The 25,357-nt window shown below is 44.4% G+C and carries 29 protein-coding genes and 1 pseudogene; 13 read left to right on the forward strand and 17 right to left on the reverse strand.

Translation table 11 applies throughout. The features are described 5' to 3' along the window. Positions 1 to 24 precede the first annotated feature (24 nt). A complete protein-coding gene (locus CWI82_RS06830) occupies positions 25 to 912 on the forward strand; it encodes a cation diffusion facilitator family transporter (protein ID WP_130202999.1) in 888 nt (295 codons plus the stop codon). Between the two features lie 2 nt (positions 913 to 914). Beyond that, entirely contained in the window at positions 915 to 1,250 is a 336-nt protein-coding gene (locus CWI82_RS06835) for a YnfA family protein (RefSeq protein WP_055437776.1), read from the forward strand. Between the two features lie 24 nt (positions 1,251 to 1,274). Here the strand turns inward: CWI82_RS06835 and CWI82_RS06840 are convergent, their stop codons facing one another. From CWI82_RS06840 to CWI82_RS06885, 9 genes are all read right to left on the reverse strand, one after another. After that, positions 1,275 to 1,964, reverse strand: coding sequence for a site-specific integrase (locus CWI82_RS06840; protein ID WP_130203000.1), 690 nt, complete (start codon positions 1,962 to 1,964; stop codon positions 1,275 to 1,277). Between the two features lie 417 nt (positions 1,965 to 2,381). Continuing rightward, positions 2,382 to 2,780 (reverse strand): DUF6488 family protein, encoded by a 399-nt coding sequence (locus tag CWI82_RS06850; protein WP_325049923.1) that lies wholly within the window; start codon positions 2,778 to 2,780, stop codon positions 2,382 to 2,384. Continuing rightward, a complete protein-coding gene (locus CWI82_RS06855; RefSeq protein WP_123326088.1) occupies positions 2,755 to 3,279 on the reverse strand; it encodes a hypothetical protein in 525 nt (174 codons plus the stop codon). The genes CWI82_RS06850 and CWI82_RS06855 overlap by 26 nt, the downstream gene beginning before the upstream one ends. 55 nt (positions 3,280 to 3,334) lie before the next feature. After that, positions 3,335 to 4,018 (reverse strand): HupE/UreJ family protein, encoded by a 684-nt coding sequence (locus CWI82_RS06860; protein ID WP_407681424.1) that lies wholly within the window; start codon positions 4,016 to 4,018, stop codon positions 3,335 to 3,337. 1 nt (position 4,019) lies between these two features. Continuing rightward, the gene (locus CWI82_RS06865; protein WP_130203001.1) at positions 4,020 to 7,163 is read right to left on the reverse strand and encodes an efflux RND transporter permease subunit; all 3,144 of its coding nucleotides are present in this window, start codon (positions 7,161 to 7,163) and stop codon (positions 4,020 to 4,022) included. 10 nt (positions 7,164 to 7,173) lie between these two features. Continuing rightward, positions 7,174 to 8,406: an efflux RND transporter periplasmic adaptor subunit gene (locus CWI82_RS06870; protein ID WP_130203002.1), complete on the reverse strand. Its 1,233-nt coding sequence runs from the start codon at positions 8,404 to 8,406 to the stop codon at positions 7,174 to 7,176. A 16-nt stretch (positions 8,407 to 8,422) separates the two neighbouring features. Next, positions 8,423 to 9,760 carry a TolC family protein gene (locus CWI82_RS06875; RefSeq protein WP_199286244.1) on the reverse strand — a complete coding sequence of 446 codons (1,338 nt, stop codon included), beginning with the start codon at positions 9,758 to 9,760 and terminating at the stop codon, positions 8,423 to 8,425. A 13-nt stretch (positions 9,761 to 9,773) separates the two neighbouring features. Next, complete coding sequence (locus tag CWI82_RS06880; protein WP_130203003.1) at positions 9,774 to 10,763, reverse strand: M56 family metallopeptidase; 990 nt, start codon at positions 10,761 to 10,763, stop codon at positions 9,774 to 9,776. A 2-nt stretch (positions 10,764 to 10,765) separates the two neighbouring features. Continuing rightward, a complete protein-coding gene (locus CWI82_RS06885) occupies positions 10,766 to 11,149 on the reverse strand; it encodes a BlaI/MecI/CopY family transcriptional regulator (protein WP_064663795.1) in 384 nt (127 codons plus the stop codon). A gap of 84 nt (positions 11,150 to 11,233) precedes the next feature. Here CWI82_RS06885 and CWI82_RS06890 point away from each other — a divergent pair, with 84 nt between their 5' ends. The 3 genes from CWI82_RS06890 to CWI82_RS06900 all read left to right on the forward strand — a co-directional run bounded on the left by CWI82_RS06890 (position 11,234) and on the right by CWI82_RS06900 (position 13,454). Beyond that, a complete protein-coding gene (locus tag CWI82_RS06890) occupies positions 11,234 to 11,587 on the forward strand; it encodes a DUF3147 family protein (RefSeq protein ID WP_130203004.1) in 354 nt (117 codons plus the stop codon). 595 nt (positions 11,588 to 12,182) lie between these two features. Continuing rightward, on the forward strand, positions 12,183 to 12,638 hold the full coding sequence (locus CWI82_RS06895) for a hypothetical protein (protein WP_130203005.1): 456 nt from the start codon (positions 12,183 to 12,185) through the stop codon (positions 12,636 to 12,638). 108 nt (positions 12,639 to 12,746) lie between these two features. Continuing rightward, the gene (locus tag CWI82_RS06900) at positions 12,747 to 13,454 is read left to right on the forward strand and encodes a hypothetical protein (protein WP_130203006.1); all 708 of its coding nucleotides are present in this window, start codon (positions 12,747 to 12,749) and stop codon (positions 13,452 to 13,454) included. A gap of 54 nt (positions 13,455 to 13,508) precedes the next feature. Here the strand turns inward: CWI82_RS06900 and CWI82_RS11430 are convergent, their stop codons facing one another. The 6 genes from CWI82_RS11430 to CWI82_RS06925 form a co-directional block, all read right to left on the reverse strand. Next, positions 13,509 to 13,673 (reverse strand): hypothetical protein, encoded by a 165-nt coding sequence (locus CWI82_RS11430; RefSeq protein ID WP_165383892.1) that lies wholly within the window; start codon positions 13,671 to 13,673, stop codon positions 13,509 to 13,511. Between the two features lie 399 nt (positions 13,674 to 14,072). Then, on the reverse strand, positions 14,073 to 14,348 hold the full coding sequence (locus tag CWI82_RS06905) for a type II toxin-antitoxin system RelE/ParE family toxin (protein WP_092854666.1): 276 nt from the start codon (positions 14,346 to 14,348) through the stop codon (positions 14,073 to 14,075). 2 nt (positions 14,349 to 14,350) lie between these two features. After that, entirely contained in the window at positions 14,351 to 14,632 is a 282-nt protein-coding gene (locus tag CWI82_RS06910) for a CopG family ribbon-helix-helix protein (RefSeq protein ID WP_092854663.1), read from the reverse strand. 115 nt (positions 14,633 to 14,747) lie between these two features. Further along, the gene (locus CWI82_RS06915; protein WP_130203007.1) at positions 14,748 to 16,256 is read right to left on the reverse strand and encodes an FAD-binding domain-containing protein; all 1,509 of its coding nucleotides are present in this window, start codon (positions 16,254 to 16,256) and stop codon (positions 14,748 to 14,750) included. Positions 16,257 to 16,356: 100 nt separating this feature from the next. Then, positions 16,357 to 17,208, reverse strand: coding sequence for a universal stress protein (locus CWI82_RS06920; RefSeq protein WP_130203008.1), 852 nt, complete (start codon positions 17,206 to 17,208; stop codon positions 16,357 to 16,359). A gap of 17 nt (positions 17,209 to 17,225) precedes the next feature. Further along, on the reverse strand, positions 17,226 to 18,716 hold the full coding sequence (locus CWI82_RS06925) for a SulP family inorganic anion transporter (protein ID WP_130203009.1): 1,491 nt from the start codon (positions 18,714 to 18,716) through the stop codon (positions 17,226 to 17,228). Between the two features lie 311 nt (positions 18,717 to 19,027). On the opposite strand from CWI82_RS06925, the gene CWI82_RS06930 reads away from it, so the two are divergent. From CWI82_RS06930 to trxC, 5 genes and pseudogenes are all read left to right on the forward strand, one after another. After that, the gene (locus CWI82_RS06930) at positions 19,028 to 20,299 is read left to right on the forward strand and encodes a DEAD/DEAH box helicase (protein WP_233340207.1); all 1,272 of its coding nucleotides are present in this window, start codon (positions 19,028 to 19,030) and stop codon (positions 20,297 to 20,299) included. 265 nt (positions 20,300 to 20,564) lie between these two features. Next, on the forward strand, positions 20,565 to 20,774 hold the full coding sequence (locus CWI82_RS06935) for a cold-shock protein (protein WP_130203010.1): 210 nt from the start codon (positions 20,565 to 20,567) through the stop codon (positions 20,772 to 20,774). A 124-nt stretch (positions 20,775 to 20,898) separates the two neighbouring features. Further along, entirely contained in the window at positions 20,899 to 21,141 is a 243-nt protein-coding gene (locus CWI82_RS06940) for a type II toxin-antitoxin system ParD family antitoxin (RefSeq protein WP_092854653.1), read from the forward strand. A gap of 33 nt (positions 21,142 to 21,174) precedes the next feature. Beyond that, positions 21,175 to 21,297, forward strand: a pseudogene (locus tag CWI82_RS11570) (hypothetical protein); the annotation flags it as partial. A gap of 82 nt (positions 21,298 to 21,379) precedes the next feature. Next, entirely contained in the window at positions 21,380 to 21,811 is a 432-nt protein-coding gene (trxC, locus tag CWI82_RS06950) for a thioredoxin TrxC (protein ID WP_092854651.1), read from the forward strand. Positions 21,812 to 21,844: 33 nt separating this feature from the next. On the opposite strand, the gene CWI82_RS06955 is transcribed toward trxC, so the two are convergent. Then, on the reverse strand, positions 21,845 to 22,282 hold the full coding sequence (locus tag CWI82_RS06955) for a thiol-disulfide oxidoreductase DCC family protein (protein ID WP_092854649.1): 438 nt from the start codon (positions 22,280 to 22,282) through the stop codon (positions 21,845 to 21,847). Positions 22,283 to 22,392: 110 nt separating this feature from the next. On the opposite strand from CWI82_RS06955, the gene CWI82_RS06960 reads away from it, so the two are divergent. After that, entirely contained in the window at positions 22,393 to 22,605 is a 213-nt protein-coding gene (locus tag CWI82_RS06960) for a DUF2798 domain-containing protein (RefSeq protein WP_092854647.1), read from the forward strand. A gap of 60 nt (positions 22,606 to 22,665) precedes the next feature. Here the strand turns inward: CWI82_RS06960 and CWI82_RS06965 are convergent, their stop codons facing one another. Then, positions 22,666 to 23,364: an OmpW/AlkL family protein gene (locus tag CWI82_RS06965; protein WP_092854645.1), complete on the reverse strand. Its 699-nt coding sequence runs from the start codon at positions 23,362 to 23,364 to the stop codon at positions 22,666 to 22,668. Positions 23,365 to 23,569: 205 nt separating this feature from the next. Here CWI82_RS06965 and CWI82_RS06970 point away from each other — a divergent pair, with 205 nt between their 5' ends. Next, positions 23,570 to 23,821, forward strand: coding sequence for a hypothetical protein (locus CWI82_RS06970; RefSeq protein WP_130203011.1), 252 nt, complete (start codon positions 23,570 to 23,572; stop codon positions 23,819 to 23,821). An 81-nt stretch (positions 23,822 to 23,902) separates the two neighbouring features. Next, complete coding sequence (locus CWI82_RS06975; RefSeq protein ID WP_130203012.1) at positions 23,903 to 25,330, forward strand: protein adenylyltransferase SelO; 1,428 nt, start codon at positions 23,903 to 23,905, stop codon at positions 25,328 to 25,330. Positions 25,331 to 25,357 lie beyond the last annotated feature (27 nt).

Here is a 25,357-nt window from a genome sequence, read left to right on the forward strand (position 1 = left end):
TTCTACTACAAAGAGGAACGTATTATGGGGCATCACCATAACCATGATCACTCAAAGGACATGCCGTCCAACCGATTAGGGTGGGCATTTGTTCTTAACTTTGTTTTCACCATTATCGAGTTTATTGGTGGCTTTCTTACCAACAGTACCGCCATTTTAGCTGATGCCGTTCATGATCTTGGCGATAGCTTGTCGCTTGGCCTGGCGTGGGTACTTAATAAGCTGGGCAAAAAACAGGCTAACCAACACTTTACCTACGGTTATAAGCGACTGAATCTTGCCGGTGCATTTATCAATGCCGTTGTTTTAATCGCAGGCTCTGCCTGGGTACTTGTAGAAGCAATTCCCAGGCTCTGGAACCAACAAATGCCCGTGGCTGATGGCATGATTGCGTTGGCGGTACTTGGCATTGTGGTTAATGGCTTTGCGGCTTACAAATTGTCAGAAGGTAAAACGTTAAACGAACGCGTTATTAACTGGCACTTGCTGGAAGATGTTCTCGGCTGGGTTGCTGTACTAATCGTTGGTATTGCTTTGCTGTTTGTGGATTGGCCAATTCTCGATCCGCTACTGTCGATTGGTTTTACGATGTTTATTTTAGTGAATGTACTGCGCAACCTGTGGGCAACGCTGAAACTCTTCATACAGGCCACGCCAGACAAAGACACCTACAGACAAGTCGCGGACGCTTTACTGGAGCTACCTCATATTGCTGACCTACACCATTTGCATTTTTGGTCACTAGACGGCGAGGAGCATGTATTAACCGTTCATTTGGTGTTATCTAAAAACCTTGATATCGAGGCCCGTAGCGATTTAAAACAGCGCATCGATGACGTCCTTGCGCCCTATGCTTTAAGCCATACAACGGTAGAACTAGAAGATCCTGATGAAGCCTGTAGGGACAACTGATAATGAGTGCATTATTTTTATTAAAAACACTCGGGTTATTTATTGCCACCGCAGTTGCTGAAATTGTCGGTTGCTATTTACCCTACTTATGGCTCAAAGAGGGTCATTCTGTTTGGTTACTCATTCCGGCGGCAATGAGCTTAGCCTTATTTGCTTACTTATTAACACTTCATCCAGCGGAAAGCGGGCGCGTTTACGCAGCCTACGGCGGTATTTACGTATTAACTGCCATAGTCTGGCTGCGAATTGTCGATAAATCGCCTTTATCCAGCTTCGACCTGATTGGGACGGCGTTTGTGCTCACAGGCATGGGGATCATTGTATATGGTTGGCGTTAGACTGGGCTGAGATTTAGTAACACGCTAAGTCACACGCTTTTTATTCCGATTGATTTTAATCTTTAAAAACAGGTTTTTATCAAAACTTTTCGATTCCCGCCTCCGCACCATTATTGATAAGGCCTCGCTAGAAATAGCGGGGCTTTTCTTTTTCTGGCTTTGTACCAGATTTGTACCAGTTGTACCATCCACATTGCCCGCCACCCGTTTCAAATGATGACTCGCAAGGTGAGCGTACCGCAGTACCATCTCATACGATGACCAACCGCCAAGCTCCTGCAACTCTTGTAAGCTTGTGCCGCGTTGAACATGCCAGCTTGCCCATGTATGGCGTAAATCGTGCCAACGAAAATTTTCAATACCCGCTCGTTTTAACGCTGCATGCCATGCTTTGGTTGATGTGCGCTCAACTGGTTTGCCTTGATACACAAAACAATAGTGAACATCGTCGCCCTGCACTTCTTGCAACACCGATAAAGCATCGTTATTGAGTGGCACGTTTATCGCCTTTCCTGATTTTGATTGATCAGGATGAATCCACGCAAAACCACGTTCTAAGTCCACTTGATCCCACCGTAGATAACTCACATTCGACTGACGCAAACCTGTAGCCAGTGAAAATTGAGCCATCAACCGCAGATGCTTAGGTAACTCATTCAATAAACGTTGTGCTTCATCGTGTAATCCCCCCGATTTTTCGGGGGGATTACACATTGGCTGTAGGAAAAAGATTACGGATAAAGTTAGCTTAGTATGTGCTCGTTGATTTAGGCTGCAAGGTTAACGTTAAACCAAGTGCAGATGCCACCTTAGCGATAGTTGAAAATGTCGGATCTCCATCAGATTCCTCCACGCATGCATCCAAATATGCTTGAATGGCTTCGTCATTATCGAGGTGTTGTGTGTATGTAACTACCCCGGGGTTTGTCAACTGCAGTTAACAACCTGTGCGTTGACACGAGGTTTGAAGAGTATGGTTAGTTGGTAAAAGTGGCAAACGTAATATTGTGTAGGATAAAAACTTAATAGTTAAAATTCGACGAAGCTATGTCCGCTGTGTGCCAATAGCGGACTTTAAATACAAAAATAAAAGCACCTCAAGCTTGTATCAAAAGGTGCCTTTTTATTTTGTTAAAAATCGTTTTTACCTTTAACAGCGATAACACGACCGTTTTTAGCAATTTGGAAATAAAGCTTATTTTCATTGCTAGGATTAGACGCACTAACAACGTAAAAATTGTCTTCAACATTAGCAATCGAAAGTTGAGATTTATCAATATTCTTCCATGACTCATCTAACTTACCAACTTCAAAACCCGCGTCTTTAAATGTCATCTTTTTGATCAAGGTGGCAGAAATGCTAATTGCTTTCTGACCGCTGATAACCCCATGATCACCATGAGCTTGTACGTTACCAGTAAGCAAGGCACCACAAAGTGCAACAATTGATATTAGTTTGTTCATTTTAGTTCCCATTAAATATCTGATATTAAGTTTCAAGTCGTTATTGTTTAAGGCCAATAACTTCATATTGCCCTTTAACCAGTAGCTGTATAGAAACAGACTTATCTGATTTGTTTTTCCAGTACCAACCATGAGAGCCAGTAAATGGCGTGGTATAGCTGCCTTTCATTTCATTAGCTGTAGCAATGGTGTAGCTTTCAAAATATCCCGTTGTGTCGCCTTCAGGCTCACCATGTAAATCGAAGTACAATGAAGCACCATCGGTTAACCATTCATAGGTCATTTTTTCATGCTGTTTCATATAGAATTTATATTCAATGCCACGTCCCGCTGGAACGGTCACTTCTATTGTTTGAAACTCATCGGTGCCTTTAGTCGTCTCTAATGACGTTGTTTCCATTTCAGCCGCTTGTGCAAGTGCTGTTAAACCTAACTTGCCACCGAGACCTGTCGGATCGATGTTGTACTCTGCTGGTAAGATAAAGGTAACCAGAGTAATAGCCGCGACGACGACTGCTGAGATACTCGCTTTAACGAGTGTTTTGGTACTAACTGTATGTTGCATAAGATTCTCTTTTTGTTTTCTCTAATTTGTCGCGTATTTCTATTGATTGAATCAATTAAATAACGAAATAACCTGTAAGTTGATAGCCCATCAACATCACACCAGCGCTCATTAATGCGCCATTGGTAATTGTTGAAAATCGTTGGAATGACGGTAATTTTCGCCACGCATTTATCAAAATAAGTATCAGTGCAAGTGCCGCAAATTGACCAAGCTCGACACCAATATTAAACGCAATTAAATTGGTCACTAAGCCATCATCCGGAAGGCTGAATTCTTGTAACTTGGTTGCTAAACCAAAGCCATGAAACAGACCAAAAATCAGCACCGCCCATTGGGTATTAGGTTGCCAATTAAAGCAACGCTTAAAGCCACCTAGATTATCGAAGCCCTTATAAATTACAGAAAAACCGATAATGGCATCAATTAAATAAGCATTAACTTGAATATCGCTTAACACGCCAAATAGCAATGTTGTGCTATGTCCGATAGTAAACATAGTGACGTACAAAAGTATGTCACGGCTGCGATATAAGAAGAAGATAACACCGACTAAAAACAACAAATGGTCATAGCCCGTTATCATATGCTTAGCGCCTATGTATAAGAATGGAATAAACTGAACACCCGTATTTTGCTCTAAAAACGCTCTGGTTTTGTCATCAACTCCGTGAGCCAAAGCTTCAACACTGATAAGCGCTAACAGCGCAATCGTCAGATAGGTCAGTACTTTAATCATGTTACTTGGCATCTTGTGACTCCAATACTTCAACATCAGTCAAAATAGACTCCTTTTCTTTATGTAAAATTCTATACAAGGCAGGAATGACAAACAGGGTCAAAATCGTTGACGAAATAATGCCGCCAATGACCACTGTTGCTAGAGGCCGCTGAACCTCTGAGCCTATGCCCGTATTTAGCGCCATAGGAATAAAACCTAATGATGCAACGAGTGCCGTTGTTAACACAGGTCGAAGACGCGTCAGCGCACCGTCAAAGATTGCTTTATCAAGTGCCAGCCCATCTTTGCGCAGCTCTCTAATAAACGACACCATAACCAGTCCATTTAAGATGGCGATGCCCGATAAGGCAATAAAGCCAACCGCTGCCGAAATTGAGAATGGAATATCACGTAGTAACAGCGCTGCAATACCACCAGTTAATGCGAGCGGAACCCCCGTAAAGATGATCATGGCATCTTTAAATGAGTTAAGTGCGAGGATTAACAAACCAACAATCATGATTAAAGTGACAGGTACAACAATACTCAGGCGCTCTGAAGCGGATTGCAGTTTTTGATAAGTGCCGCCATATTCCACCCAGTAGCCTGCTGGAACTTCTACGTTTTCTTCAATAACCGTTTTAATATCACCAACGAAACTTCCTAAGTCTCTTCCGCGAACATTGGCAGTTACCACCACTCTCCGTTTACCATTTTCACGGTTAATTTGGTTTGCACCAGATATCAACTCAATATCAACTAATTCTTTAAGCGGTACTGAATGTCCATCAGCCAAAGTTATCGGTAAATAAGGTAATGAATCGATATCATTACGTTTAGACTCTGCAAGACGCACTACAATATCAGAACGGACATCGCCTTGATAAAACTTACCTGCGATTGTACCGCCCATAGCCGTTGCCACTTGAGACTGTACTTGGCTGATGTTAATGCCAAACTGCATCAGTTTTTCACGATTTGGTACAAGATTAAGCATAGGTAACCCAGTAGTTTGCTCAACTTGTATATCTACAGCACCTTCAACCTGAGAGATTGCACCCTCTATCTCATCGCCTAACGTGGTCAACGTATCAAAGTCATCACCAAACACTTTTATCGCAAGTTCAGCTCTGACCCCTGCCAATAATTCGTTGAAACGCATTTGTATTGGCTGTAAAAACTCATAGCGGTTACCCGGAATTGGCTCTACTAGCGCGGCTAGCTCTTCTACGATTTGTACTTTAGTTTTGTCAGGATCAGGCCATAACTCGCGAGGTTTCAAGATAATAAAGTTATCAGCGACACTTGGCGGCACGGCATCGGTTGCAACATCGGCCGTTCCTATTTTGGCAAAAACGCGCTCAACTTCTGGCATTTGTTTAATTTTATCTTCTAAGGATTCCTGAAGCGCGATTGCTTGAGACAGTGATGTACCCGGAATCCGCAGCGCGTGCATGGCAATATCACCTTCATCCAAATTAGGCGCAAATTCACTACCTAGCTTAGTTGCCTGATAACCTGACAAACCCACTAATACTGTTGCGGCTACAACCACTAACCAACGGGCTTTTAATACCCAGTTCAATGCTGGTTTATACAGAACAGCAGCACCACGAATTATTGGGCTGTGTTTTTCTTTCACAGGCTTTTTAAATAACAAGGCAACCATAGCAGGTACAAAGGTAACCGATAACACCATAGCGCTAAGTAAAGCGATAACCACGGTGATCGCCATAGGGTGGAACATCTTACCTTCAACACCTTCTAGGGCAAAAATTGGTAAGTAAACAGCGGTGATAATAAACACACCAAATAGCGCTGGGCGTATGACTTCTTTTGTTGCTTCGAACACGAGTTCCATACGTTCTTTTAGCGGCAGAGGACTGCTCCCCGCCTGACTTAGCCTGCGAAGGCAATTTTCTACAATGATAATGGCACCATCGACTAACAAGCCAAAATCTAACGCGCCTAAACTCATCAGGTTTGCACTCACACGAGTTTGTACCATACCTGTCACTGTCATTAACATGGCAAAAGGGATCACTAAGGCAGTTAAGAATGCGGCTCTAAAGTTACCTAAAAGAACAAAGAGTACAACGATTACCAGTATCGCCCCTTCGGTCAGGTTAAGTTGAACTGTTTTGAGGGTTTTATCTACTAATTTAGTACGGTCATAAACAGCAGTTGCGACAATACCTTCTGGCAAAGTGGCGTTAATTTCCTTGAGCTTTTCTCCCACTGCATGGGCAACGGTGCGGCTGTTTTCACCAATAAGCATGAACACAGTACTCATTACCACTTCACGACCATTTTGTGTAGCAGCACCAGTTCTTAGCCCTTTGCCGTTTTCAATATCGGCTACGTCTTTTATATAAATTGATGAACCATCAACCGACTTAAGCGGAATATTACCAATGGCAGTCATATCAGTAACCTGACCGGGCAGCCTTAACAACCACTGCGCGCCATTTTGCTCAATAAAGCCTGCACCTTGGTTTTGGTTGTTTTGCGAAATTGCATCAACCACATCGGCTTGTGACAGCCCAAAAGCAAGTAACTTTTCAGGTTTGAAAGCGACTAATATTTCACGCTCAAATCCCCCTATCGGGTTCACTTCTACTACACCCGGAACCCGCATTAACTGTGGTCTTATTGTCCAGTCATGTACGGTGCGTAAATCCGTTGGTGTAATAGGCGTGCCATCAGCATGTGTAGCATCAGGCTCAGCATCAACGGTGAACATGAATATTTCACCAAGACCTGTCGCAATTGGCCCAAGTTGAGGCTCTAAGCCCAGCGGTAATTCAGCGCGTGCCGCTGATAAACGCTCATTAACAAGCTGACGGGCAAAATAGACATCAGTATCATCACTGAATATTGCAACCACTTGAGATAGGCCATAACGAGAAACTGAGCGGGTATAGATCAACCCCGGTAAACCCGACAACGCGGTCTCTAACGGAAAGGTTACCCTTTGCTCAACTTCTAACGGAGTAAAACCAGCCGCTTCGGTATTGATCATTACCTGCACATTGGTGATATCGGGCACTGCATCAATCGGTAGTTTGGTAAAATTCCAAATACCTAGACCTGAAACCGCTAACACCATCACCATCACAAGGAATTTGCGCTTTATTGAAAAGCGTAAAATTGACTCCAACATTGTTACACTCCTAGTGATCGTGTGATGCGCCAGACTTTTCAATGTCGGCTTTTAAGATGTAGCTATTGTCGGTCACGTATTCGGTTCCCGCTTTTAAGCCACCTAATACTTCAATCCATTCGCCTCCAGCGCGGCCTAACTCAAGCATACGAACTTCATACTGCTCACCCACTTTGGCGTAAACGACAGTAAAATCTCTAAAGCCTTGCAAGCCCACACGTTTAACTGCCAGTGGCACATCAATAGTGGCAATTTCTATGTCAGCTTTAACAAAACTGCCTTCAGAAAACAGGCCATCAGCTAATTCGACCCAAACTATTCTTGCCTGATCATCTCTCACGCTAGGCTCAATAAATGACACCTTACCTGCTAGGGTTTCCTCATGACCTTCAACGTTTAACGTTACTGGCGTTTCCAGTTTCACCTTGGAATAATCCGAAGGATAAACCGCTAATTTGGCAATATGGCGATTAAAATTAGTAATGGTCAGTAAGGTTCTACCACCCGTTTGCTCACCCGCGTTTGCGAATAACTGGGTAACAACACCGTTAGTGGGCGATTTAATAACGTAGGGTTTAAGACTTTCATTACTCTCTACTGTGAACAGCGTTTGGCCTTGTTTAACAGTTTCACCGTAATTGACATGTAACTTGGTGATTTCACCATCAAAACGGGCAGCAATGTTTCGCTTAGCGTCCACAGGTAAACTTAATTTGCCATAAGCGGGAATGGTTTGATGAATGGTCGCAGGGCCTGCAATTTCAGTGTTGATTTCCATTGCATCGGCAACTGCCTGTTCAATCGTGGTGCGACCTTCGAAGTTGTCATATCGCCAATTGTACTTTTTACCCTGATAAGTGGCTTCAATGGCAACAACAAAAGAGTGAGGCTCATAAATGACCATATCACCGCGAAGAAAATCACCTTGGGCATTAAAGTTAATATCATCAGTACCATCGCCTAAGCGAATTAATTTTACGTTTAAATCGACTTTCTTTGGATCGATAGGCTGTCCATCATTAGTCGCCCAAACTCGAAATTCTGGTGGCACACCTGTTTCAAAAATAGATAGCTCTATTGCAAAATCACCATCTCGTAACATGCGCCCACGGTGTGGACCTTTCTCTGGTTCAGCTTGCTCTGTTGCTGGTGTTGATGATGCAACAGCATTAGGTGCGATGACACCTGTTAATGAGATAAGTATCGCCAAGCTCAGTGACGACAGGATATTTTTATTTTTCATAAGTTTGCTCACGGTTCTACTCGCTATCACTAACGGACACGCCAGTTAGACGTTGAATTTCAATATGTTGTAAGTGCAAAGATTGATAGGCATCAAGTAACTGATTTTGGGCGCTAAGTAGCTCTCTACGGTTATCACTCCACTGGTTGTAGCTAAGCTTGCCGATATCAAATGCCTGACTTGCTTCAGTCAATGCGGTTTCTAGTACGGGAATAATTTCAGCTTGAATCGTTTCAATGACATGGTGGGAATGCGCCATTTCTTGCAATAGTACATATAGCTGTGCATCAAGTTTCTGCATTAAGGCTTGTTGCTGAGTTGCCAGTACATCTTGTTTTGCGCGTAAGGCCGCTATTGTTCCTGCATTTCTATTGGCATTCCCCCAAGGAATAGAGATACCCGCCACTAAACCAAAGTCATCTGTCGCTTCATATCGTCTCAATCCCGCAGTGAGTTGCCACTGAGGTTTTGCTTCAATGCGTGCAAGCTCCATTTGAGACTGAGCGATACGTTGTTCATTAACAAACTGCTGTATTTGTGGGATTTGCTTAAGCTTGATTAGCTGGCTTTCTACCGAGGGAATTTCCGGCTTAAGCATTAAATTCCCCGTTAATTTAAGCTCAGCCTGAGGCTTGCCCCATAAAGATGACAGTTGATAATGACTGGCTTTTAATTCGTGCTCTAAATCTTCTACAGCGAGATTTCTTCGAACCAGCTCGGCTTGAGCCAAGCGCATTTCAACATTGGAACTTTTACCCGCTTTTACTCTTTTGGCAATCGCGTCAACCACTTCCTGTGCCTGAGAAACTGCTAATTGATTTAATTTCAAGCGCTCTTGCTTTATCAAGATTTCAACAAACTGCTTTGCAACAATCGCAGAAAGATCGAGTGCTTTTATTTTTTGCTCTACTATTACTGCACTTGCTTGGCTTTTTGCCGCATTAACTCTGCCATCAATTTGATCTTGTTGAAGTAGCCAAGAGTAAGTGAGTGTCGATTGCATACTTTTTAATGCACTATGCTCACCTGTCCCTAACGCATCCTCAATCATTAAACCTATTTGAGGGCGTTCTCCAATGGCAGCTTGCTCGATATTGCCTTGCCACACAGCTTCTTCAGCTACCAAGGCTTTCAGTTCGGGATGACTTTCTAGAGTCATGGTCACAGCCTTGCTCAGATTAATAATCTGATGTGATGACTGTATTTGCTGCTGGGACTGCGAATTAGCCAAAGAGGGTGTTGGTATTGCTAAACCAACTCCCGTTGTTACAGCTATACCAACAGCCAAAAACCGATAGCTAATCGGTTTTTTTTCGTTGCTATTACGCTTGTTTTTATATGGGTTAAATCTCATTCCATATCCTTAATTAATGGATGAAAAAAGTTTCGATAAAGTGATGGAAACTATCGACCGTGGATGCAGCAAATACAGGCATAGTTACCAATAATGCTAGAGTAATGAAGATAGTGGTAAGTGATGGTTTATTAATTGGATTTAATAACCGCTCAACACGAAGACTGGTGTGATCATGTCCGAAGTAGCTAACAGGAGCCTGATCGTAATCCGTAGGAAGTGCCTTTTGAAGCCTAGCGACATCAATCAATGTCTGTGCGACGTCAAGGTGGTCGTATTCTTTAGTGACCTCATTATCGGCTATCTTTTCCGTCATTAAGACATATTGCTCAATTAGGGTTTGTTTTATACGAGATGGATAGAAGCTGGCTAGTGCCGTGAAGAGCACTTTAAATAACGGATCTCTTGCCGTTACATGGGCAAGCTCATGATTAACGATGATATTAAGTTGTTCATCGCTAACTTGGGTTTGTAGTCCGGTTGATACGTAGATCTTGGGCGATATAAAGCCTGTAGTAAAAGCAACAGGTACTTTAACAGGCATCAAGAAATATTGATTGCCATTAGTCGTCTTAACATCTTGTGCGTCAGTAAAGCTTAGCAAACTCGATAATGCGATAGATTGTTTGGTCCTAGCTAAGATAGTCTTTGCTACGCGCCATGCTAAATAGATCAATGCCAAAAGCAATGTTAACGCGTGCCAACTTGAAAAGCTGAAAATATCGATATGGTGCCAATGGGCAAAATCTTCGAACCAGCTTATTTTAAAAATTTTATCAAGCCCTATCGAGTAGGGCATAAAGTAACCGATGCAAGAAAGTGCTATCCACCAAGGCGCACTAACAAGAGAGCACATTATAAATTTTTGACTATTAAAACTGACTTGATTGAGCCTGAACAACACAAAACGAGATATGACAGCGACACTTGCAATACCGATCACAAATGCAAGCACTGCAACACTGAGCAAGTTTAGTGCGATTGCCAACTCTCCAACCAACATAATTAAGCCTGTTCCTTTCTTAACTGGCGTTGTTTTTCGATCATTTTTTCTAATGTATCGAGTTGTGCGTCATTAAGTTGTGCTGAAGCGGAACTAAAAGCGGCTATTAAGCTGTTTTCACCATCTTCAACAAAGTCACTGGTCACATTTGAAATAAGCTGAGCAATTAAACCTTCACGATCTACTCTGGCTGAATAACAATACGCATGGCCTTGTTTAGTGCGCTTAAGTAATTCTTTTTTAAATAACCTATCAAGCGTACTTTGAATGGTATTTAAGGAATTACCACGCGCAAGCCCCAGTACTTTATGTACTTGCTTTGCATCCGCCTCTTTGACATTCCAGAAATGTTGAAGCACTAACTTTTCTAGTTCACCTAATTGCATAACACTTTACTCTATTTAATTCGCTGGCTATATTGTCACAACAAAAACCGATAGGCAATCGGTTTTTAGATTTAAGGGTATTATATGGGTTGGCTAATAACTAAGTATTTGATCACCGCAATGGTTATCGTAGCTGCATCAGAGCTAGCAAAACGAAGTGATAAACTAGGCGCACTGATAGTGGCATTACCGACAGTCACCATTTTAACCATGATTTGGTTATATGTTGAAAAGCAGCCGTCAGAGAAAATAGCCAATCATGCTTGGTACACCTTTTGGTATGTTCTTCCGACGTTACCAATGTTTTTTATTTTCCCCACGCTGATGCAACGCTACAGTTTTTGGGTATCGTTACTCATCAGCTCAATAGTAACGATAATTTGTTTTTGGCTGTTTTCGTTATTGCTGAAACAATTTGGAATAAATTTGCTTCCTTAAATGCCTGCGGCAAGGTCCGTTTTTCGCTCATAGCTGACTAACAGCAATATCCGCAACATTTCTAAATAGCCCTGAGTTTCTCTTGTATTGCTGTGTAAATCGCTAACATGAATATCCCTTCAGATGTTTCCTTGCATTTGAGTCGATTTCCAGTAAGAATAACCAAGTACGGATTAAGAACGTTTCGATTAATAGCCCGTCAAACTATTAATCACCGAATAGGCGCCTAAATGGGCGCTTATTCAAATCCCCCCACCCTATATGCAACCTTTCAAATTGAAAATTTACTAGCCTATTTATCTTTCTTAGGCCAATAAATCATTGCCAAACCAATGGCTACAAATAATACTGGTGTGATTGTCATAATAATTGCTTGGGTTGTTGTCATAGAGCCCTCTCTGTTGTCCTGTAAGACAATCATATGGTTATCTTTTGCAGTATGCACTTGCGTTTTCTTCCGTTGATTCAGTGTTCATTTAAATCCCTCAACCTACCTTCTGCAAGATTGTAGCGTCAATTTCAAAATATGTTACTCATGTTAACCATAGCATCATTTTTAAGACTAAATTAACTGAGTTTCAAATGGAGAAATCACATGGGAATTATCATCTCGGTGGCGTTTGCTGTCATGGTTATTGGCTATCTACTTGGTAAGGGCGACGTTGCTGCAAAACGCTCACCAGACTTACTGGCTCCTGAGCCTATCAAAAAATTTAGTGAGCAGATTAAAGATACGAACACACGCCCCTTAAGCGCTGAGCTGCGAGGTTTACACGATAGCGATGATGAGCCAACATCGCACCGTTGCCAGTTTTGTTGGGCAAACCACCGTACTTTTCACTTCTCAAGTCACTACTCATGTCACCACTCAATGCTGCACGACAAATTACTCGACCCAACTAATCTGCTCTCGCCGTTAAATCCAGCAAATATTCATTCAGTGTTCGATGACGACATATTCACCGGCAGTATGAGCGGTGACGATATCTTTAACAGTAGTATCCATAACGACTCATTCAGCTCATTTGACTCACATAACCCATTTGATTAAAAGCCCTGAAGCACCCTATTTTCATGCTCTGCCAATCAGTAGCGCCAAATTCGAAACATGCTAGCGTGGTTACGCATTAGTTATTTCAACCAACAAGGAGCCACAACGATGCACCACTCAAAAACCGTTTTCGATAAAGCGTTTGCGCATGCTGAACATACCGAATGCCTGTTTGATATGCAGCATCAACTGATTGCATTGGTCGACAACCACCAGCAAATTTTAGGTGCCCTTCAGTTCGAGCTACGCGACGATAAATACGCACAAGTCGAAACCTTAGCCACTGCCGCCGAGAAAAAGGGTTATGGCTACCGGTTGTATCTAACTGCGCTTGCAGCTCTTGGCCCTGGCATGCAGCTTATTCCTCAAGCTTGCCAAGATAGTGATGTTTGTTTGGATATTTGGTACAAGTTTTACATGGAGCCAGACATCATCAAGACATCGTTAAACGGCACCAAGCATTATCGATTTGAGTTTGATGCCACCTACTCTCACGAACTGGCGGGCCTTAACCCCGATATTATTTGTGAGCAATGGGACGCGTGGGAAATCACCGACGATATTTATACCCATGTGAAATCAGGTGAATTGAATCCGCATCCATCGAATGTATCCTTTACGCTGCCAGAACAACGACGCGCACACATTGCTAAAACGGTAACGCCCTATGTGTTCACCGCAGCACAGATTGACGCTTTGAATAAGTGTTTAAGTTTGGATTATGAAAACCTTGGATCGCCCGCCGCCGATATTCTGCGACAAGGCGTGTCGTTTCCAGCGCCCGGACAACTCGTAAGTTCGGCACAGGCCGCCTAATAAAAAACGGAGGCACAATCGCCTCCGTTTTCATTAAATTCACTTCGTGAAGCTCTATGACGTTGCCTTTTGGCGTTCAATGACTTCGTTCTGTGCCTCAATTGCTTTATCAATTACCCGAGCATACACACGCTTCTTCTCGCGCGATTTTGCATTTCGCACGAATTCTGACAGGTTCGAATTATAAGTTGTCCTCGGTTTTAGCAACCAACTAAACATGACAAAATCCTCCTTATCATCGCTTAGGCTTGCGCTAATTATAGCACTTCACAACGAACCAAACGCCCTCTAAAAACTCACTACAATGCATATCTATGCACACACCAAAATCCCAAATAGCATGAAATCATGCTTTTTTGCCGCTCAAAATAGCATGATTTCATGCCAAGACCATGTGACCAAGTTGGCGGTGTCCATGCTAATTTACCTTAATGGATTTTAAGCGACGCTGAGGTGATGGATAGCTGAACCCCTTATGTAGCAAGGGTTGTAAAGCAATGTACATTAAGGTGTAAAGATAAAAATTACCCCAGACTACCTTGACATGGTAGGGGTCGGTAGTTCGAGTCTACTCGGACGCACCATCTTCTTAAAGTTTCAAAGCTCTTGGTACTAAGTCTATCCCGGCCATTTCATTGCTGAATGTAAAATCCGCAATATTCGTATAGCGTTATCACGGACATCGTACACGATGACGTAATTTGCATGTACAACAAACTCTCGAGTTCCGAGAACTCGTCCTTCACGACCCATTTCTGGATATTCAGATAAATTTGCAACGCTTGAGGAAATTAGGTTATCTAATTGAGGCGCAGCTAATGGGTTGTTACCTTCGATAAAATCATAAATTTGTTCACGGTCCTGAATGGCTTCAGGAGTCCATTGCACTATCATCGCTACTTATCGGTGTTACGCTGAGTTAACGCTCTGCGTGCCGAAAACTTAGCCTCAACGTCATTCGCTGGCACCAAATCCCCAGCGTTAGCAGAATCAAGCCCTTGATTTACTTGCTCCTTAAACCAGCTTTCGTGTTCAGCCAATCGCTGCTGTTGGTGCACATATTCACGCATGAAGTCACGCAACAACTGTGCACTGCTTCGATCGCGTGAACGCGCTGCTTTTGAAAATTCACTTTTCAACTCATCGTTAACTCGGAACGTAAATGTTGCATCGCTCATATCAATCACCGCATGTGTTACAAATTATGTACAATGTAGCACCAAGTTAAAAAATCGTCTAATTTACTTCGGAAACAAGGACCATCTTGTTTCTGAGTATTCGCGAATAGTCGATTTAAAACAAACTTAATTGGTTGTCAGCCAATTGCGACTTTGTACGGTGTTTTTTGCGTGATGCTGGTAGCCGGCGGCGCTCTTTGTTGCGGTCGGCGGGATGTAAGTTATAGCGCTGGCGAAGTTCAGCAATGGCGGCTTTGATTTGGCGGTGAGATTGTTCAAAATCCACCAACGGCGTTGGATAAAAGTATTGCTCATTCCAGCCAGCTTGACGTCTTAAATTATTCGGCATTTGCCATGGTTCAAATAGCCAAGCCCCTTCAATATGCTGCAATTCAGGTATCCAACGCTTTACAAAAAGACCATCGGGATCCAATCGCTGCGCTTGATGCACCGGGTTGTATATTCGCAGTATCGAATTACTGGCTTGTCCGCTTTGCATTTGAACTTGTGGGTAATGAATACCTGGCTCGTAATCAACAAATAACTTCGCTAACCATTGTGCAACAGGCTGCCATGGTAACCCGAGTGAGTACGTCGCAGCCGAAACCAACATCGCGCGCATCCGAAAATTAATCCAGCCATGGTGATGCAAGTAGCGCATACACGCATCAACCATGGGCCAACCAGTGCGCCCGTGTTTCCATGCGTCAAACTTTATGGCATCGAATTCTGGTTCAAGTTGCGCCATTTGCGGCACTAGCGGTCGGTTTTCCATATAACAATGGCTTTCAAAACGCTGCATGAAATAACAATGCCACCACAGTCGTTTCGCAAAATCATTTAAACTTCTTCGCCAGTAGCTATTGACGGTGCGCTCTTGCGCGACATTGGTTTGTTGGACCAACTCTTTGAGGCTAATACAGCCATACGCCAAGTAAGGGCTTAAGCGAGAACATGCTGCCGGCGCGGTCAACGGCGAACTAATTGAACCTCGATAGCGCTCACTACGGCGAGTCAAAAAGCTCGTTAAAGTGGCCAATGCCTGAGTACGACCACCGCTCTGGCGCTTTAAACAGGGGTATTCATCTTGTGTGACATCGAAAGGTAAGTAGATTGATGGCACTTCGAAGGTGACGAAATTGATTTCACGAGGCAACTCAGCCTGTGGCTCCGACATGTAAGTAAACCAGTGTTCATGAAACTGCCCTTCCCGTTGTTTTACCGGGCGTACAACGCCAAACTGAGCATATTCATGCCATCTAACTTGGTTTGCTACGCACCAACGTTTTACCGCCCTATCCCGTGCAAACGTCCAAGCATTACCTTGTTCTTCATGGCTATGTAACGTGAATGCTCCAAACCGATGCTTTAATCTTGTCAGCGTTTCAACCACATCGCCCTGCGTTATCCACAAGGCACCGCCAAGCTTATGGAGTTGCTCCTGTAAATCAACTAGTGATTCACGCACAAACTGCCATTGTCGATTGCTGGTATCCGGCAACTGCCAGTATTCGGACTCAAGTACGTAAACGCACAGCACAGGCCCAGCCTTGCTTGCTGCAGCCAATGCTTGGTTATCAATTGTTCGTAAATCGCGTTTAAACCAGACAACTTGAAGATTCATGAAGTGCACGTTAAAAGAAATATCTAAGTTTTAAAACGTGCTGAGATTGCGAAGGGATCACTCACTAAGTGAGGTGCAGTCCAAGGACTGCACCTCTCCTTTATCGCAGTACTAGGGTTGGGGTGCGGCTTGCTTTTAGCATCGCCATGGTGGTGCTGCCAACCAAAAATTGGCGAATGCGTGAATGGCCAAATGCCCCCATTACCATGAGGTCAATGTCGTGTTCAGATTGATACTGGTGCAAGGTGGCTTCTACATCACCTGCACGAAGCGCCACACTAACTTCGTGACCGCCGTCGCTTAACACTTTCTCAGCCCAATTGAGCTTTTCCCAATTGTTCGCAGTGTCGGCGTCAACCATCACCACATGTATCGGCATGCCTTTAAACAACGGGCTTTTCGCCAACATTTCGACGCCTTTTTCAGTAGTTTTGCTACCGTCGAAGGCTAACATTGCTGAGCGCGGTTCACTGAACGTATCTGGAGTCAGTAATAACGGTCGATGGACGGTGCGAATTACGGTTTCCAGCTGGCTTCCTACTTGATGCAATTGGTTTGCAGATGCTTCCCCATGGAGGCCTAGCACCGCAAGACGTACATCGCCTTCAAGCGCTAATAGGTTTTCGGCAAGTTCGCCGTGCCGCTGACGTTGAGTTACCTCACTCACGCCAAGCTTTTTCAGTTTTTCGTCGGCGAGTTGCAACAGCACATGACCATGTTCCAACGCTACTTTTGCACGCTTAACGTCAAGTTCAGCAAGTTGTTCAAGCAAATGTTCGCGCGTACCTAAACCAATATTTCCAGAAAGCTCACTCTCAGTTTGCGTTTTTAATTCATCTAAAACATGCAATAACATCACCGGCGCCGACAATTGCTTCGCGGCCCATGCGGAGTAATCGCACACCGCAGTGTTGCGCGATGCACCATCGATACAGCTAATTACATAAGACATAATTTCCCCTTATTATTCTAATGGCCGCCCATAATACTGTCGGCAGCGTCGGGTTTATCATGAACACCAAAGCGGTCAACAATCGTAGCACTCGCTTCATTTAAGCCGCGCACTTCCACTTCTGCGCCCTCACGGTGGAACTTAATCACCACTTTATCAAGTGCTCCTACCGCGGTAATGTCCCAGAAATGTGCTTTAGTAAGATCAATAATGACCTTATCGAGCGCTTCTTTAAAGTCAAACGAGTCAACAAACTTATCGGCAGAAGAGAAAAACACCTGGCCGATCACCTGATAACGTCGTTCGCTTCCGGATTCATCAATCGTTGATGTCACACTCATAAAGTGGCCAATTTTGTTCGCAAAGAACATGGCGGCAAGCAACACGCCAACCCCAACGCCGATTGCTAGGTTATGCGTGGCAACAACGACAACAACCGTGGTCACCATCACGATATTGGTTGATAACGGATGCTTTTTCAGGTTACGAATGGAATCCCAACTAAAGGTGCCAATGGATACCATAATCATCACAGCAACCAGCGCTGCCATTGGGATCTGTTTCAGCCACTCATCAAGAACCAAAATAAGAACCATCAAAAAAATACCGGCCGTTAAGGTTGATAAGCGTGTACGACCACCTGATTTCACGTTAATCACCGACTGCCCAATCATCGCGCAACCAGCCATACCGCCCATCAAACCAGCACCGATATTCGCAATACCTTGACCTTTACATTCACGATTCTTGTCACTCGTCGTATCCGTCAGGTCATCAACAATCGTTGCCGTCATCAGTGACTCAAGCAAACCAACCACAGCCAAGCCAGCAGAATACGGGAAGATAATAGCTAAGGTTTCGAAGTTAAGCGGCACATCCGGCCATAAGAAAATCGGTAAGGTATCTGGTAATTGCCCCATGTCACCCACAGTACGAATATCAATGTTCCAGAAAATCGCCACAATCGTTAAAGAAATAATACACACCAATGGCGACGGTAAGAGCTTGCCGATAACTGGAACGTACGGGAATAAATAAATAATCCCTAAACCAGCTGCCGTCATGGCGTACACATGCCAAGTCACATTGGTCAGCTCAGGTAACTGCGCCATGAATATCAATATCGCCAATGCATTCACAAAACCGGTTACTACTGAGCGCGACACAAAGCGCATTAACGATCCGAGCTTTAAGTACCCAGCGCCGATTTGTAGTACGCCGGTCAATAGCGTGGCCGCTAACAAATACTCGAGCCCGTGCTCGCGCACCAAGGTCACCATCAGCAACGCCATCGCGCCGGTTGCTGCCGAAATCATACCCGGTCGCCCACCAGTGAATGCAATGATCACGGCAATACAGAAAGAGGCATACAGCCCTATTTTCGGATCAACACCGGCGATAATTGAGAAAGCAATGGCCTCAGGAATAAGCGCTAGAGCTACGACAATACCCGCGAGCAAATCGCCACGGATATTCGAAAACCACTGGTTCTGAATGGTTTTGAACATAAGTTAAGTTTCACTTTTTCGTTAAAATTCAAACAATAGAAATACAGAAATGCGCCGCGTTTTCGGCTCTGGTAGTCAGAGTATAAACGCAACGTTAGAAGAAATTATGAACGCTAGGGTGGCGTAAGGTTAAACAAACCAACAACTCTCCGTGCTTGCTCTTACCCAATGTAAGAAGGCGCGGATTATACGGAATTAGGTGATTGAACGCAAAATTGCTGGTTACTCCTTCGGAATCTAAATAGACTGCACCAATCGCCGGTATAGGTTAGAATAGCGGCTCTAATCACAATTGAGTTGCACATTTATACATGACTTTTTCTGAACTCGGACTTTGCCCTGAAATTCTCGACGCCCTAACCCGCCAAGGTTATACCGAACCAACCCCCATTCAAGCGCAGGCAATACCAGCGGTACTTGCTGGCCACGATGTGATGGCGGCAGCCCAAACCGGTACCGGCAAAACTGCAGGATTCACCCTGCCGATTTTAGAAATGCTCAAGGGCAATGAGCGCGCCAAAGCAAATACCGCGCGCGTACTCATTTTAACGCCAACACGTGAACTTGCTGCGCAAGTTGGTGAAAGTGTCGCAACCTATGGACGCGGTTTACCACTCAACTATGCCGTGGTGTTTGGTGGTGTAAAAATTAATCCACAAATGATGAAGTTGCGCAAAGGTGTCGATATTTTAGTCGCAACGCCAGGCCGTCTTCTCGATCTCTATCAGCAAAATGCGATCCGATTTCCGAAGTTAGAAGTGTTAGTGCTTGATGAAGCTGATCGCATGCTCGACATGGGGTTTATTCACGACATTAAGAAAATCATTAAGTTACTACCAGCCAAACGCCAAACGCTGATGTTCTCGGCGACATTTTCGGACGACATTCGCACGTTGGCGAAAACGTTGGTGAAAAACCCAGTCGAAATCTCCGTTGCGCCGCCTAACTCGACTGCTGAGCGCATTGACCAGATCATGTATGCCGCTGAGAAAAGCAAAAAACCTCGCATGCTCATGCAAATTCTGCGTAATTTGAATCTACCGCAAGTTATCGTGTTCTCGCGTACCAAACATGGTGCGAACCGCTTGGTGAAGCAGCTTGATCAAGACGGCTTTTTAGCTGCCGCGATTCACGGCAACAAGAGCCAAGGCGCTCGAACTAAAGCATTAGCCGATTTTAAATCGGGCAAAGTTAACGTGCTCGTCGCTACTGATATTGCCGCTCGTGGTCTCGATATCGAAAAATTACCGTATGTCATCAACTTTGATTTGCCACAAGTTGCTGAAGATTACGTGCATCGAATTGGCCGTACCGGTCGCGCTGGACAAGTTGGGCACGCCATTTCATTGGTCATGGACGAAGAGTTTAAAACCCTCAAAGCGATTGAAAAGCTCATTGGTCAGCCAATTGAACGTCACACTTTAGAAGGCTTTGCTGAGGTGCAATTAACTGGTAAAACTCCAGCACCGAAGCAAGGCCAACGTGCACCGCGACCGCCGCGGAAATCACAAGCTAGCAATGGAAATAACAAGCCTTCAAACCGTTTCAAGCGGCGCGACGGCGGTCGAAAAGCAAGTCACTAAGTAGTTTGACCGTGGTATACCTTCAGGTGGGTAAACCACGATCGGCACTTGTTTTTAGCTGTTACTAAAATAACGTTTGACTTGTTGAACAATCAGCGTAGCGTACGTCGCGTTGGTTAGAAACAGCAAGTTAAATCTCCTCTACTTCGTATTACTAGCATTATTCTTCGTCCTGCAGCTTTAAATTTCCTTTTTTTACCCCGCATGACGTTGTCAGTGGTTTTCGCCACGGCAATTAAATTTTTAAATTTTCAGGATTAATAATATGTCTACTACAGTAACTGGCGTTGTAAAATGGTTTAACGAAGCAAAAGGTTTTGGTTTTATTGAGCAACAAGGTGGCGCAGACGTATTTGCTCACTTTAGCGCAATTGCTAGCACCGGTTTCAAAACCTTAGCCGAAGGCCAACGTGTATCATTCTCGATCACTCAAGGCCCTAAAGGCCCACAAGCTGAAAACATCGTTGCGCTTTAATCGCCGATAGTATCGCTTGATAATGAGGAGCTCTGTTGAGCTCCTTTTTTATGTCTTGAATTTGCTTCTTTTAAATAACAGACTATTATTGTGTTAATTATTCATACACATTCTTGGATTAACGATGGCTCGCACAACAAGTATTACCATTGGTACTCAACTCGATGAATTCGTGAACGAGCTCATTGAGTCAGGTCGTTATGGCTCCACCAGCGAGGTTGTGCGCTCAGCGCTACGTTTACTCGAAACCCAAGAGCGCCAACTTAATATGCTTCGAAACGCTGTTTCAGACGGCGATGCTAGTGGCGTAAGTGATTTGTCACTTCGCGATATAGCTAATCAAGTGAAGCAAAAGCATGGCTTATAAACTTTCTTCGCTCGCCGCTGAGGAGTTCGACGTTTTAACCATAACCACCATGCGGTCTTTTATCGTATCGTTACAAATGATAATTCAGGTTCTGCCGTTCTAATTGTTCGAATATTGCATCAACAAATGAATCCTTATCTTTATTTCCCCCTTTAAAACCCACTACATTTTATTTCCTTGAATTAATTTAGGTTAGAGCCCATATACTCGGTATTAAATTTTCTTAGAGAGGACGCGTATGGCTGACAATATCATCGTGGCATGCCCTAGCTGTCATAAAAAAAATCGTGTTGTTACCGATAAGCCTCGTAGCGAAGCTAAGTGCGGTGTATGCAAGGCTTCGTTATTTCCCGGGAAAGCATTTGCGGTTAACGCCGATGAGTTTCGCGTACATCGCGACAGTGATTTACCATTAGTGGTGGACTTCTGGGCGAGTTGGTGCGGGCCGTGTAAGCAGTTTGCGCCGATATTCGAACAGGTTGCGCAGCAGTATGCTGAGAAGGCGCGTTTCGTAAAAGTAAGTACCGAATCGGAGCCTCACTTGGCTCAGCATTTTATGATTCGGAGCATTCCGACATTGATGGTGGTTAAAAACGGACAAGAGGTTGCACGCCAAGCCGGTGCGATGGGGCCGGCGCAGTTGGTGCAGTGGCTAAATCAACATCTTTAAGAGCGTTGCTGGTTATTCGTTATTCGTTATTGGTTATTCGTCGAGGGAGCACTGCAGGCAGCGCTCCTGCCCCGTAATTAGCTTCGAGATACCATTGCGGTTGCGGGCAAAGAACAGATAACCTTTGTCTGCAAACCATTTCACGATGGGCCAACGTAACGTGGCTGTCATCCAGCCTCGCCCTACCGCTGACCATGCAGCATGAGTGACATCCAAGCCATAAATCATTTCGCCGTTGGCTTTTTGTCCATGCAAAATGCGATTCGCTTCAGCCACCTCAATGTGCGGATAGCGCTCGGCGAAATCGACTGCCCATATATTCTCAAATTTGAGCTTGCGCTGTTTGTCTTTCGCCTTTAAGTGCTTCATTTCTTTCACGCACAGCGGGCAACCACCATCGTAAAAAAGAGTCAGTTTTGTGGCCACGGGCACCTCTTTTTGTGGTTTATGAGTTCCTGAATTATACGCCATGTTGACTCCTCCCGATCACTTCTCCTTCTTCTCTTTGACTTTACCTACAAATCTTATAAACTCTGCATCGATTTTATTTAAGTAGTTACTAAATTATGGTGTAACCTGCGATGAAGAAGTTGATTTTTCCAGCCCTAATGAGCTGCTACATGGCATTGTTGATGACCTGTTTAATCACCTGGATTAATACTGGATTTGATTCAGGTTTCTGGGGCCGTTGGTTTACCGCATTCTATATCGCGTGGCCAATTGCCGGATTTTTAGTTTTTATTGGCGGTCAACGCATTCGCGCGATCAGCGAAAAGCTCGCTGCAAAACTATAAAAAAGAGGGGTGCAGTCCTTGGACTGCACCCCTCCTCTTTCGTCACTCTTTCGGGAGCAATTAGAAGGTGTAGCGCACACCAACCATTGCGACAGTCGGATCAATTTCTACAGCGACAGTTTCAATCGTTGTCCCATTCAAACGTACGTCTGCATCGGTATCGATATCCATTTTCGATACCATAAAGTGTACGCCCCACTTGTCAGTCAATTTCCAGTTCACGCCAGCTTGCAATGCATAACCGAAGCTATCAGACAACGCGAGATCAACGTGGTCATCAGCGGTTGCAACGCCCAACGCACCTAGAGTAGAAACCAACTGGTTTGATACCTTGTCTTCAAAGAACGTGGTGTAGTTCAAACCTAGACCAACGAACGGCTTCACATTGTCAGAACCGATATCAAAGTGGTACTGTGCTAACAACGTTGGTGGCAAGTGCTTCGTTTCACCAATTTTCATTCCCGCAAGCACACCAGTGCCATGAATTTCATGGCTAAACGGTGTTGCTGCAACTAATTCCAACGTCCAGTTATCTGTCATTTTGTAGTCAATGGTGATACCAAGTTGGGTGTTGTTATCAACGGTTACCCCAGTACTTCCATTCTCAAATCCAGCAATGGACTCCACCACTGGCAGGTTTGAGCTACTATCATTTGGCATCACACCGATTGCGCCAACGTTCACGCTAAAGGTATCTGCATAAGCAGGCGCACCGGCCACGGCCGCAAGTAAACTACAAACTAATAATGACTTTTTCATACAGCTCTCCTTAGTAATTTCCGCACATTTTATAAGGTCACTGCTGGAATAAATTGATTGCGATCAATAAATGTAACCACAAGAAAATCAGGGGTATTTGCACACCAAACAAATATCACCAAGGTGGTATGAGGAGGGGTGCAGGCCTAGGCCTGCACCCCTCATTTCTCTATAATTAACGAAACCAAACAAGAGGACATCCGACATGAAACTGACAGTTGATATTAGCAAATATCCATTAGCTGAAAACTACAAAGACCCTATTCGTGAATTTATCGATGAATTAGCGAAATATCCTAATCTGCATATTCTTACCAATACGCTAAGCACCCAAGTGTTTGGTGAATACGATGACGTGATGGAAGCCATACAAGCCTGTATAAAATGGTCGTTCAACAAATACGGCAAAGTCGTATTTGTATGTAAGTTCCTGCATGGCGATCTTCGCCCAGAATAAGTGGGGTGCAGACCAAGGACTGCACCCCACCTCTCCCCCATGTTAAACTGAACGCAGTAACTCGCTATAAAGGTTTACGGCATGCCATTTCGTCCTGAGCACAGCTATCAAGATTTATCTGAACAGTTATTTGCACCATGCAAAGCGACCCCTGTACATGCGCCGCAATGGATCGCATTTAATGAAGAGTTAGCGAAGCAGTTGCAAATACCGCAAGAGTTATGGGCGACAGAAAAGGGCTTGCAAATATTTTCCGGTAATCAAACACCTGAATGGGCAACTCCAGCGGCGCTGGCCTATGCCGGTCATCAGTTTGCTAATTTCGTGCCACAACTTGGCGATGGCCGAGCCTTACTGCTCACTGAAGTGATAGCCAATAACCAGCAACGTTACGATATTCAGCTTAAGGGATCAGGCCGAACGCCTTATTCTCGCGGTGGTGACGGTCGCTCGCCGATGGGCCCGGTCATCCGCGAATATTTAGTGAGCGAAGCCATGCATAAGCTCAACGTACCGACGACCCGTGCATTGGCAGCAGTAGCAACCGGCGAGTGGGTGCAACGCGACACGGCACAACCTGGTGCCATTCTCACACGCGTTGCCAAAAGTCACCTGCGAGTTGGCACTGCGCAGTATGTGCTGCATCTGAGAGACTACAACTTACTCAAAAGCTTTGCTGATTACGTGATTGACCGTCATTATCCAGCGCTAAAAGATTTTGCGACACTCTATTTAGATTTACTTGAACACGTGCAAAACAAACAAGCACAACTCATCGCCAAGTGGATGAGCCTTGGTTTTATCCACGGCGTGATGAACACCGACAATATGACACTAAGCGGCGAAACCATCGATTACGGCCCATGTGCGTTCATGGAAGCCTATGATCCGGCAACTAAATTTAGCTTCATTGATAAACGCGGTCGGTATGCCTACCACAACCAACCTGCAATTGGCTTGTGGAATATCGCTCGATTTGCAGAAACATTACTGCCGCTAATAGATGACGATCCTGACAAAGCGGTCGCGCAAGCTACCGCGACGATTGAAACATTTCAAACCACCTACGAAGACTATTATTGGAAAGAAATGAGCCGTAAGATCGGCGTGAACGACCCAACCATCGCAAAACCTCTTGTCGAACGCTATTTGAACCTGATGCAAGCACAGCAAGTCGACTTTACCCAAGCGTTTCGCTTCTTGGGTGATGCCACGCCTGAGCGCGCACAACAATTATTCGAAAATAGCGATTCATGGCAGATCTGGTTTAATGACTGGCAAGCACATGCTGACCGCAGCGATCTCCACCAAGTGAATCCGGCATATATCCCGCGTAATCACTTAATAGAATTAGCCATTCAAGCAGCAGCCAATGACGGTGACTTAACCATTTTCAACCGCTTACAACGCATGCTTGCCGACCCCTTCACTGAACGCACTGAGTTTAAGGACTGGTTTGAACCAGCTAAATCCGAACAAGCGATCACGCAAACGTTTTGTGGCACTTAAGCCCTAATTTATTGGTAAGTTTAGAAA

It is taken from the genome of Pseudidiomarina tainanensis (assembly GCF_004214835.1).
In the GTDB taxonomy this organism is placed as follows: Bacteria; Pseudomonadota; Gammaproteobacteria; order Enterobacterales; family Alteromonadaceae; genus Pseudidiomarina; species Pseudidiomarina tainanensis.